At 66.6% G+C, this 17,961-nt stretch carries 16 protein-coding genes; 9 read left to right on the top strand and 7 right to left on the bottom strand.

Translation table 11 applies throughout. The annotated features are described in order from the left end of the window. Positions 1-106 precede the first annotated feature (106 nt). From ACR9ZJ_RS14655 to queA, 4 genes are all read left to right on the top strand, one after another. The gene (locus ACR9ZJ_RS14655; protein ID WP_481288155.1) at positions 107-625 is read left to right on the top strand and encodes a sensor histidine kinase; all 519 of its coding nucleotides are present in this window, start codon (positions 107-109) and stop codon (positions 623-625) included. After that, positions 625-1,758 (top strand): sensor histidine kinase, encoded by a 1,134-nt coding sequence (locus ACR9ZJ_RS14650; RefSeq protein WP_481282675.1) that lies wholly within the window; start codon positions 625-627, stop codon positions 1,756-1,758. Before ACR9ZJ_RS14655 ends, ACR9ZJ_RS14650 begins: the two co-directional genes overlap by 1 nt. Beyond that, on the top strand, positions 1,755-2,357 hold the full coding sequence (locus tag ACR9ZJ_RS14645) for a response regulator transcription factor (protein WP_306850354.1): 603 nt from the start codon (positions 1,755-1,757) through the stop codon (positions 2,355-2,357). The genes ACR9ZJ_RS14650 and ACR9ZJ_RS14645 overlap by 4 nt, the downstream gene beginning before the upstream one ends. A gap of 64 nt (positions 2,358-2,421) precedes the next feature. Further along, positions 2,422-3,456 carry a tRNA preQ1(34) S-adenosylmethionine ribosyltransferase-isomerase QueA gene (queA, locus tag ACR9ZJ_RS14640; RefSeq protein ID WP_481279768.1) on the top strand — a complete coding sequence of 345 codons (1,035 nt, stop codon included), beginning with the start codon at positions 2,422-2,424 and terminating at the stop codon, positions 3,454-3,456. Between the two features lie 4 nt (positions 3,457-3,460). Here the strand turns inward: queA and ACR9ZJ_RS14635 are convergent, their stop codons facing one another. Continuing rightward, on the bottom strand, positions 3,461-4,234 hold the full coding sequence (locus tag ACR9ZJ_RS14635; protein ID WP_481279769.1) for an IclR family transcriptional regulator: 774 nt from the start codon (positions 4,232-4,234) through the stop codon (positions 3,461-3,463). A gap of 165 nt (positions 4,235-4,399) precedes the next feature. Here ACR9ZJ_RS14635 and fucP point away from each other — a divergent pair, with 165 nt between their 5' ends. Both fucP and ACR9ZJ_RS14625 read left to right on the top strand, forming a co-directional pair. After that, positions 4,400-5,701, top strand: a complete 1,302-nt coding sequence (fucP, locus tag ACR9ZJ_RS14630; RefSeq protein ID WP_481279770.1) for an L-fucose:H+ symporter permease — start codon at positions 4,400-4,402, stop codon at positions 5,699-5,701. Continuing rightward, entirely contained in the window at positions 5,698-6,045 is a 348-nt protein-coding gene (locus ACR9ZJ_RS14625) for an L-rhamnose mutarotase (protein ID WP_481288154.1), read from the top strand. Before fucP ends, ACR9ZJ_RS14625 begins: the two co-directional genes overlap by 4 nt. Here ACR9ZJ_RS14625 and ACR9ZJ_RS14620 read toward each other — a convergent pair whose 3' ends face one another. Genes ACR9ZJ_RS14620 through ACR9ZJ_RS14595 form a run of 6 tightly spaced genes read right to left on the bottom strand, consistent with a single transcriptional unit; the run spans position 6,046 to position 12,077 of the window. Further along, a complete protein-coding gene (locus tag ACR9ZJ_RS14620; RefSeq protein WP_481279772.1) occupies positions 6,046-7,188 on the bottom strand; it encodes an alpha-hydroxy acid oxidase in 1,143 nt (380 codons plus the stop codon). Between the two features lie 4 nt (positions 7,189-7,192). Then, on the bottom strand, positions 7,193-8,512 hold the full coding sequence (locus tag ACR9ZJ_RS14615; RefSeq protein WP_481279773.1) for an L-fuconate dehydratase: 1,320 nt from the start codon (positions 8,510-8,512) through the stop codon (positions 7,193-7,195). Positions 8,513-8,561: 49 nt separating this feature from the next. Continuing rightward, positions 8,562-9,419 (bottom strand): fumarylacetoacetate hydrolase family protein, encoded by an 858-nt coding sequence (locus tag ACR9ZJ_RS14610; RefSeq protein ID WP_481279774.1) that lies wholly within the window; start codon positions 9,417-9,419, stop codon positions 8,562-8,564. A 12-nt stretch (positions 9,420-9,431) separates the two neighbouring features. Continuing rightward, the gene (locus tag ACR9ZJ_RS14605; protein ID WP_481279775.1) at positions 9,432-10,178 is read right to left on the bottom strand and encodes an SDR family oxidoreductase; all 747 of its coding nucleotides are present in this window, start codon (positions 10,176-10,178) and stop codon (positions 9,432-9,434) included. A 46-nt stretch (positions 10,179-10,224) separates the two neighbouring features. Further along, positions 10,225-11,055, bottom strand: coding sequence for an amidohydrolase family protein (locus tag ACR9ZJ_RS14600; protein ID WP_481279776.1), 831 nt, complete (start codon positions 11,053-11,055; stop codon positions 10,225-10,227). Continuing rightward, positions 11,052-12,077: an aldo/keto reductase gene (locus ACR9ZJ_RS14595; protein WP_481279777.1), complete on the bottom strand. Its 1,026-nt coding sequence runs from the start codon at positions 12,075-12,077 to the stop codon at positions 11,052-11,054. Before ACR9ZJ_RS14595 ends, ACR9ZJ_RS14600 begins: the two co-directional genes overlap by 4 nt. A gap of 330 nt (positions 12,078-12,407) precedes the next feature. Between ACR9ZJ_RS14595 and ACR9ZJ_RS14590 the strand changes: the two genes are divergently transcribed. The 3 genes from ACR9ZJ_RS14590 to ACR9ZJ_RS14580 all read left to right on the top strand — a co-directional run bounded on the left by ACR9ZJ_RS14590 (position 12,408) and on the right by ACR9ZJ_RS14580 (position 17,834). Then, complete coding sequence (locus tag ACR9ZJ_RS14590; RefSeq protein ID WP_481288153.1) at positions 12,408-15,101, top strand: TonB-dependent receptor; 2,694 nt, start codon at positions 12,408-12,410, stop codon at positions 15,099-15,101. Between the two features lie 67 nt (positions 15,102-15,168). Beyond that, positions 15,169-16,782, top strand: a complete 1,614-nt coding sequence (locus ACR9ZJ_RS14585) for an alpha-L-fucosidase (RefSeq protein WP_481288152.1) — start codon at positions 15,169-15,171, stop codon at positions 16,780-16,782. Further along, a complete protein-coding gene (locus ACR9ZJ_RS14580; protein WP_481288151.1) occupies positions 16,779-17,834 on the top strand; it encodes a glycosyl hydrolase family 18 protein in 1,056 nt (351 codons plus the stop codon). Before ACR9ZJ_RS14585 ends, ACR9ZJ_RS14580 begins: the two co-directional genes overlap by 4 nt. Positions 17,835-17,961 lie beyond the last annotated feature (127 nt).

Raw genomic sequence — 17,961 nt, 5'->3', positions numbered from 1 at the left:
CCCGCACCCCCCCCCCCGCCGCCGCAATCCGGTGTGTTTCATCCCTTTTACGCTGTGGGGGCCCCGCCCCGGCCCCCCCCCCCCCGCCCCGGCGCCACGACGTGAAATGGAGGAAGCCGAGCAGGTGGCACGCGACGCGCTGGCGGAAGTGCGTTCGGCCGTGACCGGCATCCGCGCCTCGGGCGTCGTCGCCGAACTGGCGGCGGCGCGGCTGCTGCTCAACACCGCCATGATCGACTTCATCTACACCAGCGAGATGCCCGTGCTTCCCGCGCGCGTGGACGCGGAACTCGCCCTCGTCCTGCGTGAGGCCGTGACCAACATCCATCGTCATGCCGGCGCGTCGTGCGCGGAAGTGACGGTGGCCATGGACACGCGCGCCTGCACGATGACCGTCAAGGACAACGGGCGGGGCGTGGACGGTGGCGAAGGCAATGGCATCTGCGGCATGCGCGAGCGCGTGCGCGTGCTGGGCGGCACGCTTGTCTTCGAGTCGAGCCGCCAGAAGGGCACCGTCCTCCGGATCGAGGTGCCGTTGACGCCGGCAGACCGTCTCCTGTCGCATGCGAGTGCCGGCGCGCCGGTGGCCTTGCCCCTGGCGGGACCGGGCAGGATGGCCTCGTGATGCGTATTCCCCCGCCGCGTCCGGATTCCCTGCTCGGCGGCCTGCGCTCGCCGGTGTACCTGCGCTGGCAGGCGGGCTTGCAGGTGTTCTGGCTCATCGCCCTGATCCAGGCACCGCTCGCCGTGAAGGGCTTCGACTGGACCTGGTTCGGCCCGACCATCGCCTCGATCCCGGTCTATCTCGTCTGTTACGTGGCGGTGTTCGTGGCGCCGTTGTCGCGCCTGCCGTTCCATGCCGGCGCCATCGTGGCGCTCGGCTTCGTCCTGTGGGCGGTGAATCCGGTATCGCTCGGCTACGTCGTGATCGGCGTGACCTTGCTCGCCTATGCCCGGCGGGCGAGGGTGTGGCTGCTCGGCGTGGCGATCGCGACGTTGCTCACGCTGGGCTGGGTCTACGCTTTCCATGTGCCGATGGTGCATGTGCTGGTCGTGTTCGGTGTCGGCCTCATGGCCGGTTTCAGTAACTATCTCTACGTACGCGGCGCGCGGCGCGACGCCGAGCTGCGCCTGTCGCAAACGGAAGTGCGCCGGCTGGCGACGCTGGCCGAGCGCGAGCGCATCGGCCGCGACCTGCACGACCTCCTCGGCCATACGTTGTCGCTCATCACGTTGAAGTCGGAACTGGCGAAGCGCCTGGCCCTGGCCGATCCCGCACGAGCACAGCAGGAGATGGAGGAAGTGGAGCGGGTGGCGCGGCATACGCTTGCCGAGGTGCGTAGCGCGGTCACGGGCCTGCGCGCCGGCGATCTCGCCAGCGAGCTCGTATCGGCGCGGCTCATGCTGGAGGCGTCCGGCATCGCCTTGAGCGTCGAATTGCCCGACGGCCTCGATTTGCCCGAGCAGACGGAGGCGTCGCTGGCGCTCGTATTACGCGAGGCCATCACCAACATCCATCGTCATTCGCGTGCCACCGAGGCACGCGTGATCATCACCCGGAACGGACAGGAATTCTCGATGCGTATCGTGGACAACGGCTGCGGCGGCCTCGCCGCGCATGGCAACGGCGTTTCCGGCATGCGCGAGCGCGTGCGCCAGATTGGCGGGCGCCTCGCCATCGACTCGCCGGCGAAGCAGGGAACGGCACTTGAGATCGGCATCCCGGCACATGCCCGGCAGGCGGGAGGTTTCGCATGATCCGCGTGCTGCTCGCCGAGGATCAGGCCATGGTTCGCGGCGCGTTGACCGCGCTGCTCAGCCTGGAATCGGACATCGAAGTGCTTGGCTCCGCCGCCGATGGCGAATCCGCGTGGCGCGAACTCCAGCGGCTCAAGCCCGACGTCTTGGTGACGGATATCGAGATGCCGGGGCTCACCGGCCTGGAGATCGCCCAGCGGGTTCGCCGGCACGAGTTGCCGGTAAAGGTCATCATCGTCACCACCTTCGCCCGGCCCGGTTTCCTGCGCCGTGCGCTGGATGCGGGCGTGGGCGGCTACCTGTTGAAGGACGCGCCCGCCGAGAACCTGGCCGAGGCCTTGCGGACCGTGCATCGCGGCGGCCGCGCCATCGATCCGCAGCTGGCGCTGGAGGCATGGTCGGATGCCGATCCGCTCAACGACCGCGAACGGCAGGTGCTCCGCCTGGCCGGTGAAGGACAGTCCGCCAGCGAGATCGGCGCCCAGTTGAACCTGTCGCACGGCACGATCCGCAACTATCTGTCCGAGGCGATCGGCAAGCTGGGCGCGGCCAACCGGATCGAGGCATATCGCCTGGCCCGGCAGAAGGGCTGGCTCTAGGGGGCGCTGGCGGCCATCCGATGGGCGATAATCCCCCATCCGCCGCTCCGCCCCGGTTGTTTCCGTGAAAAAATCCGACTTCGACTTCGATCTTCCGCCCGAACTCATCGCGCAGGCCCCGTTGGTCCGGCGCTCGGGCAGCCGGTTGCTGGTGATCGACGTCGCGGCGCACACGAAGAAGGACCGCAAGTTCGCCGAGCTGCCGGAGATGCTCCAGCCCGGCGACCTGCTGGTGTTCAACGACACCCGCGTCCTCCCGGCCCGCCTCTATGGACGAAAGGAATCCGGTGGCGCGGTCGAGATCCTCATCGAACGGGTCACCGGGTCGCACGAGGCGAGGGCGCAGCTGGGCGTCAGCAAGAAGCCGAAGGAGGGGGGACGCATCGAACTCGCCGACGGCAGCATGGTGACCGTCCTCGGTCGCGACGGTGAATTCTTCCTGCTGCGCTTCGAAAGCGACGAACCGCTGGAGCGCCTTCTCTCGCGCCTGGGAGAGATGCCCCTGCCGCCTTACATCGAACGTGGGGCCGACGAGGTGGACGCCGAGCGCTACCAGACCGTGTTCGCGCGCGAGCCGGGCGCCGTGGCGGCACCGACCGCGGGCCTGCATTTCGACGAAGACCTGCTCGCAAAGCTGCGGGCGCGCGGCGTGGAAATGGGCTACGTCACCCTGCACGTGGGAGCGGGCACGTTCCAGCCGATGCGCGCGGAAGACGTTCGCGACCACGTGATGCATCGCGAATGGTTGAACGTGGGCGCGGGGCTCGTCGAGAAGATCCGCGCGACCCGTGCCGCGGGCCATCGCGTCGTGGCCGTGGGCACCACCGTCGTGCGCGCGCTGGAAAGCGCCACCGTCGAAGGCGTGCTGCGCCCATTCGCCGGCGAGACGCAGATCTTCATCTTCCCTGGCTACAAGATCACCAGCGTCGACGCGTTGATCACCAACTTCCATCTGCCGCAATCGACCCTGCTGATGCTGGTCTCGGCGCTGGCGGGCAAGGAGGTGATCCTGGACGCCTACCGCTACGCGGTGCTGCAGCGTTACCGGTTCTTCTCCTACGGCGACGCCATGCTGATCATGCCGCCAAGGCCCGCCTGACGCGTCACGGCTGGCCCGGTGCCCCGTGCGACAGGTCGATCGAGATATCGGCCGCCGCGGCCACCAGCAAGCGCGCGGTGGCCTTCATGTCGATCTTCGCGCCGCGGCGTTCGATGAAGGGCACGGTCAGTGCGCAGACGGCGTGGTTGCCTTCGATGATCGGGGCGGAAAGGTCGGTCACGCCATCCACCACTTCGCTGGGTATGGTGGCGAGGCCGGCGCCGCGGACTTCCTTGATGGTGTTCTCGATCCGCGCGCGCTTCAGGCCGGGCTCGTGATCGAGCATCGTGCGGAACCAGCGCTCACGGGTGTCGTCGGTCTGCCAGGCCAGGAGGACATAGCCCGACGCGGAATGCGATATCGGGCGGCGGTGTCCCACGCGGACCACGAGGCCGGTTTCGCCGGGCGGGTCGACGCGCGCGATCACCACGATCTGTTCCTGCGAAGGCACCACGAGGTGACAGGACTGGTCGATCTCGTCGGCGAGGCGGTGCATCACCGGCATGGCCGTTTCCACGAGGTTCCTTACCGGCGGCTGCTCCATGCCGAGGCGGAACAGGCGTGGCGTGAGCGAATAGGAACCTTCGCCATCGGGCCGGGAGATATAGTCCCTCTCTTCGAGCACCTGGAGCATGCGGAAAATCTCGCCGCGGGAACGGCCGACGCCGTCGGAGATCTCGGCGATGGAAAGGGGCTGCGTCGCCTTGGCGAGCAACTCCAGGATGTCGAGGCCCTTGTCGAGGGCGGGGGCGCGATACTTCGGCGAATCTGTGGGCATGGCATTCCGTGGCGGTGACGAAGACGGCTGGACGAGTCTAGCTTGCCCCATGCGCGGCGGCGCACACACGGCGGCCGACGACTATGTTGCAGCGCAGCTTGTTATGCAGGTGAATTATAAGTTCATATTTGCACAATGGGGCCGGCCACGGTAGAGGAGACACGCATGCAGCTGCACACGCCGTTGGAGGTGCCCGCCATGCGCGTGCCCTCTCGCGCTCCATGGTTTCCGCTGGCGTTGATCGTCAGCCTGTTCTTTCTCTGGGGCGTGGCGAACAACCTCAACGACGTGCTCGTCGCGCAGTTCAAGAAGGCGTTCACCCTCTCGGATTTCCAGGCCGGCCTCGTCCAGAGTGCTTTCTACCTCGGATATTTCCTCGTCGCCATACCCGCGGGCGTTTTCATGCGCCGCTACGGCTACAAGGCGGCAGTGGTGTTCGGCCTGCTGCTCTACGGCGCGGGCGCCTTGCTGTTCTGGCCCGCCGCGGCCACGGCGACGTATGCCACCTTCCTCGTCGGCCTGTTCGTGATCGCGGCGGGGCTGGCTTTCCTGGAGACCTCGGCCAATCCGTATGTCACCTTGCTGGGGCCGCGCGAGTCGGCGGCGTCGCGGCTGAACCTGGCGCAGGCGTTCAATCCCCTCGGCTCGATCACCGGCGTATTGATCGGCCAGCATTTCATCTTCACCGGCGTGGAGCGTTCGCCCGCGGAACTCGCGGCGATGGACGCGGTGGCGCGCACGGCCTACATGAAGAGCGAGGCGGCGGCGGTACAGATGCCGTACCTGGTCATCGGCCTCGGCGTGATCGCGTGGGCCGTCATCATCGCCGTGACGCGCTTTCCGCGCACGGCATCGACCGAGGATGGAGGCGCGTTGGTGGAGCGGGGCGTGCTCGGCCGTCTCCTGCGCGACGGCCGGTTCATGTCGGCGGTGGCGGCGCAGTTCTTCTACGTGGGCGCCCAGGTCGCCGTCTTCAGCTACATGATCCGCTATGCGCAGGCGACGATGCCGGGGACGGCGGACAAGGCCGCCGCCAATTTCATCACGGCGGGCTTGCTGTGTTTCATGGCCGGCCGTTTCGCCGGCGCCGCGTTGATGAAGTACCTGCGTCCGGCGCGCGTGCTGAGTACCTTCGCGCTGGTCAACATCGCCCTGGCGACGACCGCGGCCTTCGTCCCCGGCAGCATCGGCATCTATGCGCTGGTGGCGTCGAGCTTCTTCATGTCGATCATGTATCCGACCATCTTCGCCCTCGGCGTCGAAGGGCGCGGTGACACCGAGCGCAAGTTCGGCGCCTCGCTGCTGGTGATGTCGATCGTCGGCGGCGCGGTGGTCACCGCGGCGATGGGCGCGACCTCCGACCGCTTCGGCATCGCCCACGCGATGCTGGTGCCGATGCTCTGCTTCGTGGCGATCTTCCTCTTCGCCTGGCGGCGCTCGCGGGGACACGCGGAGGCCATCGCATGACATGGCAATGCCTCGCGCTCGACCTGCGCGACGACCCGGCGGCGATCGCCGAATACGAGCGTTGGCACCAGGCGGAATTCATCTGGCCGGAAGTGGTTCGCTCGATCCGCGATGCGGGTATCCAGGACATGCGCATCTTCCGCACCGGGAACCGCTTGACGATGCTGATGCGCGTGGGGCCGGAGTTCGATGCCGGGGCCAAGGCGGCGGCCGACGCGGCGAGCGAACGGGTGCAGGCGTGGGAGGCGTTGATGTCCACCTTCCAGCAGCCGCTGCCCTGGGCGGAAGCGGGGCAGAAGTGGGTGCCGATGCGGCAGATCTTCAACCTGGCCGATTGCGGGTGATCACCCGTGCCAGAGGATGTCCGGCGACACCTTCGCCGCGTCTAGCGTTCCCGTCAGCGCCATCGTCACGCTCAGTTCCCTGCGAATCAGCTCGATCGCCTGGGTGACGCCGGTTTCACCGCCCGCGCCGAGCCCGTAGAGGAAGGCCTTGCCGATCAGTCCTGCGCGGGCGCCCAGGGCGAGCGCCTTGAGCAGGTCCTGTCCACTCGTGATGCCACTGTCGAGCAAGACCTCGGTGCCGCCAGCGGCCGCCTCCACGATGGATGGCAGGACGTCGATGCTGGCCGGTGCGCCGTCCAGCTGGCGCCCGCCGTGGTTGGACACGACGATGGCGTCCACGCCATGGGCGACGGCCTGGCGTGCGTCCTCGGCGTCGAGGATGCCCTTGAGGATGAGTTTCCCGGGCCAGAGATCGCGAATCCAGTTCAGGTCGTCCCAGTTCAATGTCGGATCGAACTGGCTGGCGATCCATTGGGCCAGCGTGGTCAGGCTGTCCGCGCCCTGGATGTGCCCGTCGAGGTTGCCGAACGACCGGCTCGGCGCACGCAACACGTTCCACGCCCAGCGCGGCTTGCTCGCGATGTCGAACAGGTTGCGCAGGGTGATCTTCGGCGGCACGGACAAGCCGTTCTTGATCTCGCGGTGGCGCTGGCCCTGCACGGTCAGGTCGACGGTGAGCATCAAGGCCGAACACTCGGCGGCGCGCGCGCGGCGAATCAGTTCGCGGGTGAAGCCGCGGTCGCGCATCACGTAGACCTGGAACCAGAACGGCGCGTCCGTGGCGGCGCGCACCTGTTCGATGGAACAGATCGACATCGTGCTGAGGCAGAAGGGTATGCCGGCCTTCGCGGCGGCACGGGCGCCGTGGATCTCGCCGCTGCCGTGTTGCAACCCGGTGAGGCCGGTCGGCGCGATGGCCAGCGGCATGCTCAGTGGCTGGCCCACCACCGTGGTGGCGAGCGAGCGGTTGTCCACGTCGCGCATCACGCGCTGGCGGAAGCGCAGGCGCTCGAACGCGCTTCGGTTCCCGCGAAGCGTCGATTCGTCGTAGGCGCCGCGATCCGCGTACTCGAAGAACGCCCGGGGTACGCGGCGCCTGGCGAGGTCACGCAAGTCGGCGATGTTGGTGACCGGCCTCCTCATGTGTTCAGCCGTCCACGGTCAGCGACAGTTCGCGCCATACGAGTCCGTCGGGAAACAGGTGGTCGTCGACGGATGCCGGGTGCATCTGGGCGGAAAAGCCCGGGGCGGTCGGCGCCATGTACCGGCCACGCACGATCCGGACGGGATCGACGAAGTGCTCGTGCAGGTGGTCCACGTACTCGATGGCGCGGTCTTCCTTCTTGCCCGTGATCGCCACGAAGTCGGCCATGGCCAGGTGCTGCACGAGTTCACACAGCCCTACGCCGCCGGCATGGGGGAACACGCGCACGCCGAAATGCGCCGCCAACAGCAGGATGGCGAGGTTCTCGTTCACGCCACCGACGCGTGCCGCGTCGATCTGGATGAGATCGACCGCGCCCGCTTGCAGGAACTGCTTGAACATCACGCGGTTCTGCCCGTGTTCGCCGGTGGAGATGGGCGTGGGTGCGACGGCGCGACGGATGGCGGCGTGGCCGAGCACATCGTCGGGGCTGGTCGGTTCCTCCACCCAGGCGAGGCCCACGTTCTCCAGTGGTTTCAACCATTCGATGGCCGTGTTCACGTCCCAGCGCTGGTTGGCGTCGACGGCGATGGCGATGTCCGGGCCCACGGTGGCACGTGCCAGCCTGCAGCGGCGTATGTCGTCCTCCAGGCGAAGGCCGACCTTGAGCTTGATGGTGCGGAAGCCATCCTGCACGGCCTGTCGCGCAAGCCGAAGCATCTTTTCGTCGGAATAGCCGAGCCAGCCGGGGGAGGTGGTGTAGGCGGGATACCCTTCCGTTTCCAGTTGCGCGATGCGCGCCTGCTTGTGTGGCTCGGCTTCACGCAGGATGGCCAGCGCCTGTGCGGGTGTCAGCGCATCGGTCAGGTAGCGGAAGTCGATCTGCGCGACCAGTTGCTCGGGCGTCATGTCGGCGATGAAGCGCCACAGCGGCTTGCCGGCGCGGCGCGAGGCGAGATCCCAGGCGGCATTGATGACCGCGCCGATGGCCATGTGCATCACGCCCTTCTCGGGACCGAGCCAGCGTAGTTGCGAGTCGCCATTGAGTTCGCGCGCGAAGTCGCCGAGGCGGTCGACGATGTCCTCGATGGGGCGGCCGACCACCATGTGCTCCAGCGCCGCGAGGGCGGCGGTCTGCACGTCGTTGCCGCGCCCGATCGTAAACACGAGCCCGTAGCCGGAGAGGCCGTCCGGGCTATCGGTGCGGAGGATCACATAGGCCGCCGAGTAATCCGGGTCCGGATTCATCGCGTCTGAGCCGTCGTGGTCGAGCGAGGTCGGGAAGCGGACATCGAACGTGTCCAGCGCCGTAATTTTCACCATGCGATCCGGCCTCCTTAGCCGGCGACGTATCGATCCGTAACGATGGAATTCAGGACTGGCGGCTGGAATGCGCCACGACATCCTGGCGTTGGCGGCCGAGCCCTTCGATGCCCAGCTCGATGACGTCGCCGGGCTTCAGGTAGGTAGGGGGCTTGAGTCCGAGCCCGACGCCGGCCGGCGTGCCCGTGCTGATGACGTCGCCTGGCATCAGGGTCATGTAGCGGCTGATGTAGCTCACCAGCTGCGCCACGCCGAACACCATCGTTCGCGTATTGCCGTTCTGGTAGCGGTGGCCGTTGACTTCTAGCCAGAGCGACAGGTTCTGTGGATCGGCCACCTCGTCGCGCGTGACCAGCCAGGGGCCGATGGGACCGAAGGTGTCGCAGCTCTTGCCCTTCACCCATTGGCCGCCGTGCTCGAGCTGGAACTCGCGTTCGGAGAGGTCGTTGATGACGGCATAGCCGGCGACATGCGCCATCGCGTCGTCGATCCGCACGTCCCGGGTCACCTCGCCGATGATGACGCCCAGCTCCACTTCCCAGTCGGTCTTCACCGAACCGCGCGGGATCACCACGGTGTCGTTGGGCCCGCCGATGGCGGAAGTCGCCTTCATGAAGAGGACGGGCTGTTCGGGCACCGGCGCGTTGGTCTCGGCGGCGTGGTCGGCGTAGTTCATGCCGACGCAGATCATCTTGCCGATGCCGCTTACCGGCGTACCCAGGCGCGGCTCGCCGTGCACGATGGGAAGGGTCGCGGGGTCGATGGCGGCAAGGCGGCGCAAGCCCGCGTTGCCGAGCACGTCGCCGGCGATGTCGGCGACCACGCCGGAGAGATCGCGCAGTTGGCCGCTATCGTCGACGAGGCCGGGTGTTTCCTTGCCGGGCGCGCCGAAACGGACGAGTTTCATCGGGTGCGTTCCTCAGTTCGACCAGCCACCGTCCACGACGTGGACGGTGCCGGTGGTGAATGACGATTCGTCGGAGGCCAGGTAGACGGCCAGCGCGGCGATTTCGCGCGGCTCGCCCAGCCGGCCCATCGGCTGGCGATCGGTGAAACCCCGCCATGCGGCTTCTTCGTCGCCGCCGAGCGCACGTACGCGCGCCGCCAGGGAAGGTGTCTTCACGGTGCCGGGACAGATGGCGTTGCAGCGCACGCCACGCGCCACGTAATCGGCGGCGATGGACCGGGTGAGGCCGATGACGGCGGCCTTGGTGCTGCCATAAGCGAAGCGGTTCGGTACGCCCTTGATGCTGGAGGCGACCGAGGACATGTTCACGATGCTGCCGATGCCACGTTCCAGCATGCCGGGTAGTACGGCCCGGCACGTGTGGAACATGCCGTCGACGTTGATCGCGAAGGACCGGCGCCATGCGTCGTCGTCGGTGTCGAGGAGGGTGCCCGCATGCACGTAGCCCGCGCAGTTGAACAGGATGTCGATCACTCCCGCATCGGCGACGACGCCGGCGATCGCCGCCGCGTCTGTCACGTCGAGCCTTCGCGTCGTCACGTTCGGATGTTCGGCGGCGAGGCTGGCCAGTTGTGCTTCGTCGATGTCGGTCGCCAGTACCGTCGCGCCTTCCGCGGCGAAGGCGAGGGCGGTGGCGCGGCCGATGCCCGCACCGGCCGCGGTGACCAGCGCACGCTTGCCCGCCAGGCGGCCGCTCATGCCGGCTTCCCGCGACGGATGGATGCGATGGACAGGAAGGATCGCGTCATGCTGGTTTCCTCGATGCGGAGTAGAGGGTTAGCGCGTTACCGCCGAATACCGCGCCCACCGCGGTGGGCGCGTGGCGACGGACGAGTTCGCCGGCGCGGGTTTTCCAGGCGTCGTAGGTGGCATGCGTCGTCAGCACCGGCCAATCGCTACCCCAGACCAGGCGTTCCGCGCCGAACGTCCCGAACAGGTGGGCGACGTAACGTTCCAGTGCGGAGGGATCGGTCGACGGATCGGCGAGCGTGAGCAAGCCCGACAACTTGCAGTAGACATCGGGCATCTGCGCGAGGCGCGCGATGGCGCCGGCCCATTCGGCGAACTCGCCGGCGGCGATGTCCGGCTTTGCGGCGTGGTCGATCACGGTCCGCAGGCCTGTATGTTTCCCGAGCCGCCCGTAGAGCGCGCGCAGGTGCCGGCTATCGACCAGGGCGTCGAAGACGAGGCCGCGTTCGGCGATGAGGTCGAACGCGCTGTCGAGTGACGACGATGCCAGCCAATTCGTATCGGGAATGTCCTGCACCATGGGCCGGATGCCACGGAGCAGGCCGCCGCCATCGGCGATCAACTGGTCGAGACGGGTTTCGACATCGGGACTTTCCAGGTCGACCCATCCGACCACGCCGATGACACCGGGCATGTCGCGGGCAAGCTCGAAGAGGAAGCGCGTCTCGGCTTCGTCCGGCGCGGCCTGGACGAGGATGCAAGCGTCCGCGTTCCGGGGCAGGTCGCCCGGCAGGAAGGCGCGGCGCAGCGCCGCCGGCGCATGTGCCAGCCATGCATAATCGAGCCGCGAAGGGTCCCAGTAGTGGCGATGGGCGTCGACGATCACGGCGTGGGTACTCCGGCGTCGAGCAACCCTTCGTCGCGCAGCGCCTTCCATGCGGCCGAGGGGATCTCGGCACGCTGGCGGAGCAGCGCGGCATCGACTTCCGCGACGGAACGCAGGCCGCAGACGACGCTGACGACCGCCGGGTGGGCGAGGGGGAATTGCAGCGCGGCGGCGCCGACATCGGCACCGGTGCGCGCGCACGCGTCGTAGAACCGCTGCGCGCGTGCGAGCACGTCGGGCGTGGCGGGGGCGTAGTCGTAGGTCGCGCCAGGGCCATGGGTGCCACCGAGCAGCCCGGAGTTGTACGGACCGGCGACCAGGACGGATACGCCGTCGGCCTGGGCCCGCGCCATCACCGCCGTGCTGCCCGCCTGTTCGAACAACGTGTAGCGCCCGGCGAGCATGATCGCGTCGAGGGGAAAGCGCGGCATCACGTCCAGGCATACCGCTTCTTCGTTCACGCCGATGCCGATGGCGCCGACAAGGCCTTCCTCGCGCATGCGCGCCATTTCAGGCAGCGCCTCGTCCAGCGCCTGGGCCAGTACGAGGGGGTGGCGCTCGCCGTGCGTGAGCGCGCCGATATCGTGCAGGAAGAGGATGTCGATGCGGTCGGTGCGCAGACGGCGCAGGCTCGCTTCGAGGGCACGGCGCACGCCGTCGCGGCTGTAATCGAAGCGTGCGGCGAGGCCGTCCACGGCGAAGCCGTCGGCTTCGCCACGCCGGCCCGCGGCGTTTTCGATCACGCGGCCCACCTTCGTGGAAAGCGTGTAGCTCTCTCGCGAAACGCCGGCGAGCGCGTCGCCGATCCGCGTTTCGCTGAGCCCGAAGCCGTAATAGGGCGCGGTATCGAAGTGGCGGATGCCGCCGGTCCAGGCGTGGAGGATCGTCTGGCGCGCGGCTGCCTCGTCCACCTCGGTGTAGAGGTTGCCTACCGGAGCGCCGCCGAATGCCAGCCGGGACAACGGCCTTGGCCTGCGTCCTGGTGGTGCGGCGGGAGTCTGGCTCGCGTGCTGCGATGGCATGAATGCTCCTTGGCGCGACTGCGCAGGTATAAATACTACGTTTATATGTGAACTTGTCTAGAGCCCTGAACCATTTCGAGAAAATGTTGCAGTGCAACTTGAATCGGTTGAAACATATCTGAATACTGAGTTCGCCAGTGAACGGATCGCAAGAAGTTCTGCATCCGGAAAATGACAACGTTGTCGGCGTGGGGCCGTTCCGTTTCATTGCTGGATGCGAGGGGTAACGCCCGTGCCGTCGCCAACGGCGCGGTTCCACAAGACAAGCATGCGCTGCCCGGGCAGGGCGGAAGGCGTGTATCCGGAATACAGCGTTCGGGGAGATCATCCATGACCATCAGCAAGACCCTGTTGTGCGCGAGCATCCTCTGTGGACTGGCAACGGCCGCACACGCGCAGGACGCCACACCCGCCCCGGCGGATCCTCCGAAGACGGCGCAGCAGAAAGCCGCCGACAAGCGCGTGGAGGAATTGCAGGCGGTGACCGTCACCGGTTATCGCGGCAGCCTGGAGAAGGCGATCGACGTCAAGCGCAACGCCAATGCGGTCGTGGACGCGATCAGCGCGACCGACATCGGCAAGTTCCCGGACACGAATGCCGCCGAATCGCTCTCGCACCTGCCTGGCATCACGGTGGACCGCCAGTTCGGCGAAGGCGAGAAGATCAGCGTCAACGGCACCGACGCGGCGCTGAACCGCGTGCTGTTGAACGGCCAGACCATCGCCTCGGGCGACTGGGGCGGCAACCCGACGGATACCAGCGGCCGCACGTTCAATTATTCGCTGCTTTCGCCCGAGATCATCGGCCTGATGGAGGTATACAAGTCGCCCGAGGCCCGCATCGACGAGGGCAGCATCGGTGGCACGGTCATCATCCATACGCGAAAGCCCCTCGACCTGCCGGCGAACACGCTCCGCGGCTCGCTCGGCTACAACTATAACGACCGTTCGGCAGAGGGTAATCCGCGGGCCTCGGCGCTGTGGAGCTGGAAGAACGCCGACAGCACGTTCGGTGTCCTCACCAGCGTGACCCACGACAAGGAGAACCTGTCCCGCGCGGGCATCGAGTTCTTCGGCTATACCACCGGCGCGAACATCACCGGCAACCCGAACGTCACGGGCGACCAGAACTACGCCAACGCGAAGATCCCGGTGGGCATCAACAGCGCCTATTTCCAGCAGACTCGCGAGCGCAACGGCTTGCAGTCGACCTTGCAATGGCGCCCGGACGAGCACAACGAATTCAACCTGACCGGCCTGTACGTCAAGGGCAAGTACGACAACTTCAGCGAGTCGCGTTACGTCTGTCCCGGCTGCGGTGACCTCAACAAGCTGACCGACATCAACGTCGCCAACGGCTACATCACCTCCGGCACGGTGTCCTCCACCACGGGGAACGGGCAACCGTACGCCGAACTGGATGCGAACTACCGCAAGACCGAGGTCTCGACCAAGAGCATCAACCTGCGCCACGACTTCAACGGCGACGCCTGGGTGTTCACCAGCCAGGTCGGCTATACCAGCGCCAGCGGCGGCAAGGACCCCGAATACCTCATGAAGTACCTGCTCCAGAACGGCGGGTACAACTTCGGATACGACGGGCGCAACACCAGCGTGGGCTACCAGAACGGTTCGGCGGCCAACTGGGGGCTGGTCGGTTCCCCGGCGGGTTCGCCCCCGGGCGACACCTCGCTGCCGGGCCAGAACCAGGCCGGCGGCATCTACTACGAGACGACGACGGATCGCGAGCGCTATGCGCAGTTCGATGCCTCGCGCGACCTGGAATGGGGCCCGATCAACCAGATCCAGATGGGCGTGAAGTACACCAACCACTTCAACGGCACGCAATCGCGCGGCAACCGCATCAACACCACCGACCCCATTTCGCTGACGGATTTCGATCCGGGTTCGACCCCCGGTGGCCTTTTCGATGGCCTGCACGCCAGTGGCGACCTCACCGACTGGCCGACGGCCAGCCAGAGCAGCGTCGTCGATTACCTGAAGTCGCAGCCGCAGGGACCGTACACCCTGAACTACCCGTCGATGTTCGGCGTGTCCGAGGTCACCAAGGACGCGTACGTGCAGATGAACTACCAGTCCGGCAGCTGGCGCGGCAATGTCGGCGTGCGTTACGTCGATACGAAGGACACGTCGAACTACTACGTCAACAGCGATGGCGGCACCTACAGCCGCGTGTCGACCAGCACGCATTACTACAAGCCGCTGCCGTCGGTGAACGTGGCCTATGACCTCGACGAGGACAAGGTCCTGCGCCTGTCCGTGGCGAAAGTGATCGCCCGTCCGCGCTACAGCGACCTGGCCGGCGCCACGTCGCTCAACGGCGCGGCCACGGGCAACTTCACGGCCAGCGCGGGCAATCCGGACCTCAAGCCCTACCAGTCGACCAACTTCGACCTGTCGGCGGAGTGGTATTTCGCGCCGGCCAGCCTGCTGTCGGTCGAGGGTTTCGTGCGCAAGATCGACAGTTACATCGTCACCACGACGTCCGAACGCGCATTGACCGATCCGACCACCGGCCAGACCAACGTGTATTCGGTGACCTCGCCGATCAACGCGTCCAACGCGAAAGTGTCCGGCCTCTCCCTGATCTACCAGCAGGACCTCGGTCACGGCTTCGGCATCCAGACCAACTACACGTACAGCAAGGCCACCACGCAGACCCAGACCAACGGCGACAAGCTGAACCTGCCGTACCTGTCGAAAAACACGATCAACATCATCCCGTACTACGAGCACGGGCCGTGGTCGGCGCGCATCAACTACAGCCGCCGCTCGCCGTACTTCACCCAGGTGGGACGACTCAACTCCAACGTGTTTTCCGATGCTTACAAGGAGCTCGACCTGAGCGCGTCGTACCAGATCACGCCATGGGCCGGCATCACGCTCAGCGCGACGAACCTGCTGGATTCGACGTACTACCAGTACGCCGATATCAAGTACGCTCCCATCGGTGAGTACAAGAGTGGACGCACGTACTCGATGACCCTGAACTTCAAGCTTTAGCGCGCACCGGCGGTGGCTGCCTCCCTGCGGTGCCGCCGGTTCTTTTTTTGCCGGAAGGAGTCCATGCATGCGACGACGATTGGTGTTCCTCGTGGCGGCCCTGCTGGCCGGCGCCGCCCACGCCGATGGGGCGACCGCGCCCACGGCGGGCAGCGTGTCGCCACAGGCCCAGGACCTGGCCTGGCAGAAGGCCTCGGCGAAGTTCGCTCCCGAACGCCGGGCCATCCTGGATCGGGTCGCGAAGGGCTCCGGCCAGGGGCCGTTCCGTCCCGACTGGGCGTCCTTGCAGGCCTATCGCTCGCCCGCGTGGTACGACGACGCCAAGTTCGGCATCTTCATCCACTGGGGCGTCTATTCGGTGCCGGCGTTCGGCAGTGAATGGTATTCGCGCAACATGTACAAGCAGGGCACGAAGGAGTTCGCCCATCACGTGGCCACCTACGGGCCACAGTCGCGCTTCGGCTACAAGGACTTCGTGCCGATGTTCAAGGCGGAGCGTTTCGACCCCGAGGCATGGGCCGCGCTGTTCCGTGAGGCGGGCGCGCGTTACGTCGTGCCGGTAGCCGAGCATCACGATGGCTTCGCCATGTACGACTCGAAGCTGTCCGACTGGACGGCGGTGAAGAAGGGACCGAAACGCGACGTCATCGGCTTGCTGGCGAAGGCCGTACGGGGGCAGGGCATGCGTTTCGGTGTCTCCTCCCATCGTGCCGAGCACGACTGGTTCTTCGACGGCGGCCGCCACTTCGATTCCGACGTGAACGACCCGGCGAATGCGGAATTGTACGGCCCGGCCGTGGACCACCTCAGCAAGCACGACGAAAACGTCGCGGACGACTGGACCTATGTCTCTCAGGCCTGGCTCGACGACTGGCTCGCGCGCACGGCCGAACTGATCGACGACTACCACCCGGACCTCATCTATTTCGACTGGTGGATCGGCCACCCGACGTTCCGCAATACGCTGCCCACGATGCTTTCGTACTACTACAACGACGGTGCGAAACGCGACGGCGTCGTGGTGAACTACAAGCTCGGCGACTTCCCGGAAGGCGCGGGCACGCTGGATATCGAGCGCGGCCAGCTCACCGGCATCCACGCCACGCACTGGCAGACCGATACCTCGATAAGCAACGATTCCTGGGGCTACATCGAGCACGATACCTACAAGTCGCCGGCCTTCATCATCCACCTGCTCGCCGACGTGGTCAGCAAGAACGGCAACCTGATGCTCAACATCGGCCCGCGCGCGGATGGAACCATCCCGCAGGGCGCGCAGGACACCTTGCGCAGCGTCGGCCGCTGGCTGAAGGCCAACGGCGAGGCGATCTACGGCAGCAAGCCGTGGCGTGTGTTCGGCGAGGGTCCGACCGAGGTGGTGGGCGGCACCTTCCAGGACACCAAGACCAAGCCCTATACGGCCGAGGATTTCCGCTTCACCACGGGTAACGGCAAGCTCTATGCGATCGAACTGGGCTGGCCCGCCAAGGGCAAGGCCACGGTGCGTTCGATCCAGCCCGGCGACACCGTGACGCGCGTGGAGTTGCTCGCCGACGGCAGCGACGTCCCGTTCACCCAGGATGCCGGTGGCCTGCACCTTCGTCTTCCTTCCCATCCCGTCGGCAGCGATGCGTACGTGTATCGCATCACGCTGGCGAACCCATCCAAGGCCACTCCATGAAACGACCGCTCGTAGCGCTGCTCGCCTGCCTTCTGTGGATGCCGCTCGCCGCATTCGCCAAGTCGCCGGTGGCGCTCTTCTACATGATGGAATCGCAGAAATCGATCGCTTCGTTCGAGGCCCACGTCGACAAGATCGACGTGCTGGTGCCGACCTGGTACGGCGTCGACGAGAACGGCCTGGTCTCGGGCGCGCCCGACGCCTACGTGTTGAAGATCGCCAAGGCGCACAGGTTGCCCGTGATGCCGATCATCTCCGCCGGCGGCGACCGCGCGAAGTTCCATGCGCTGCTGACCAATGAAACCGCGAAAAAGGCGATGATCGCGAGCATGATCGAGCAGGCGAAGCTGCACGGCTTCAGCGGCTTCCAGTTCGATTTCGAGAACATCGCCTGGACGGATCGCGATGCGCTCACCTTGTTGACGAAACAGACCTACGAGGCGCTGCACAAGCACGGCCTCCAGTTGAGCATGGCGGTCGTACCGAACGCGCCGGGTTACGCCGGCCGCGGCGCCTTTGGCAAGTGGATGTGGGAGTACTGGCGCGGCGCGTACGACCTGAAGGAGCTGGCCAAGGTGCTCGACCTTGTCTGCCTGATGACCTACGACCAGCACACGCGCTGGACCACGCCCGGGCCGGTCGCAGGCATGCCATGGGTGATGGAGCACCTCGAGTACGCGATGAAGGTGGTGCCGAAGGAGAAGCTGTCGCTGGGCATCGGCCTCTACGGTTACCACTGGTTCGCCGGGAATCCGGTGGGCGCGGACGGCAAGGAGAATTCGAACATCTCGGCGGAATACATCGATGCCGACGCGTCGTTCCCGCTGGCCAAGCAGTTCGGCGCGACGATGCAGTGGGACCCGGTGGAACACGAGTCGTGGTTCTATTTCTATCGCGACCAGATGCGCGAGTGGGTGTTCCTTCCGGATGCGCGCGCCTTCCGCGACCGGTACGACGTGGCGAAGCAGTATGGGTTGCAGGGATTCTGCGCCTGGGTGCTCGGGGCGGAGGATCCGAAGATCTGGGATGAGTTGCCTGACGCGGTGCGGTGAGGGTGGGGCGCGCCCGGGAACGCGCGGCCACGCCCGCCAAAGCCGCGCCCCCCCCAAGCCCCCCCCCCCCGATGTGGCCCCCCGCGCCCCCAACCACCCCCCGCACCCCGCATGTGCGGCCCGCGGC

The organism is Luteibacter sp. KNZ12-1A, assembly GCF_056755675.1.
Note: the sequence above shows the minus strand (reverse complement) of the source record. Positions and strands in the feature narration are given on the sequence as shown.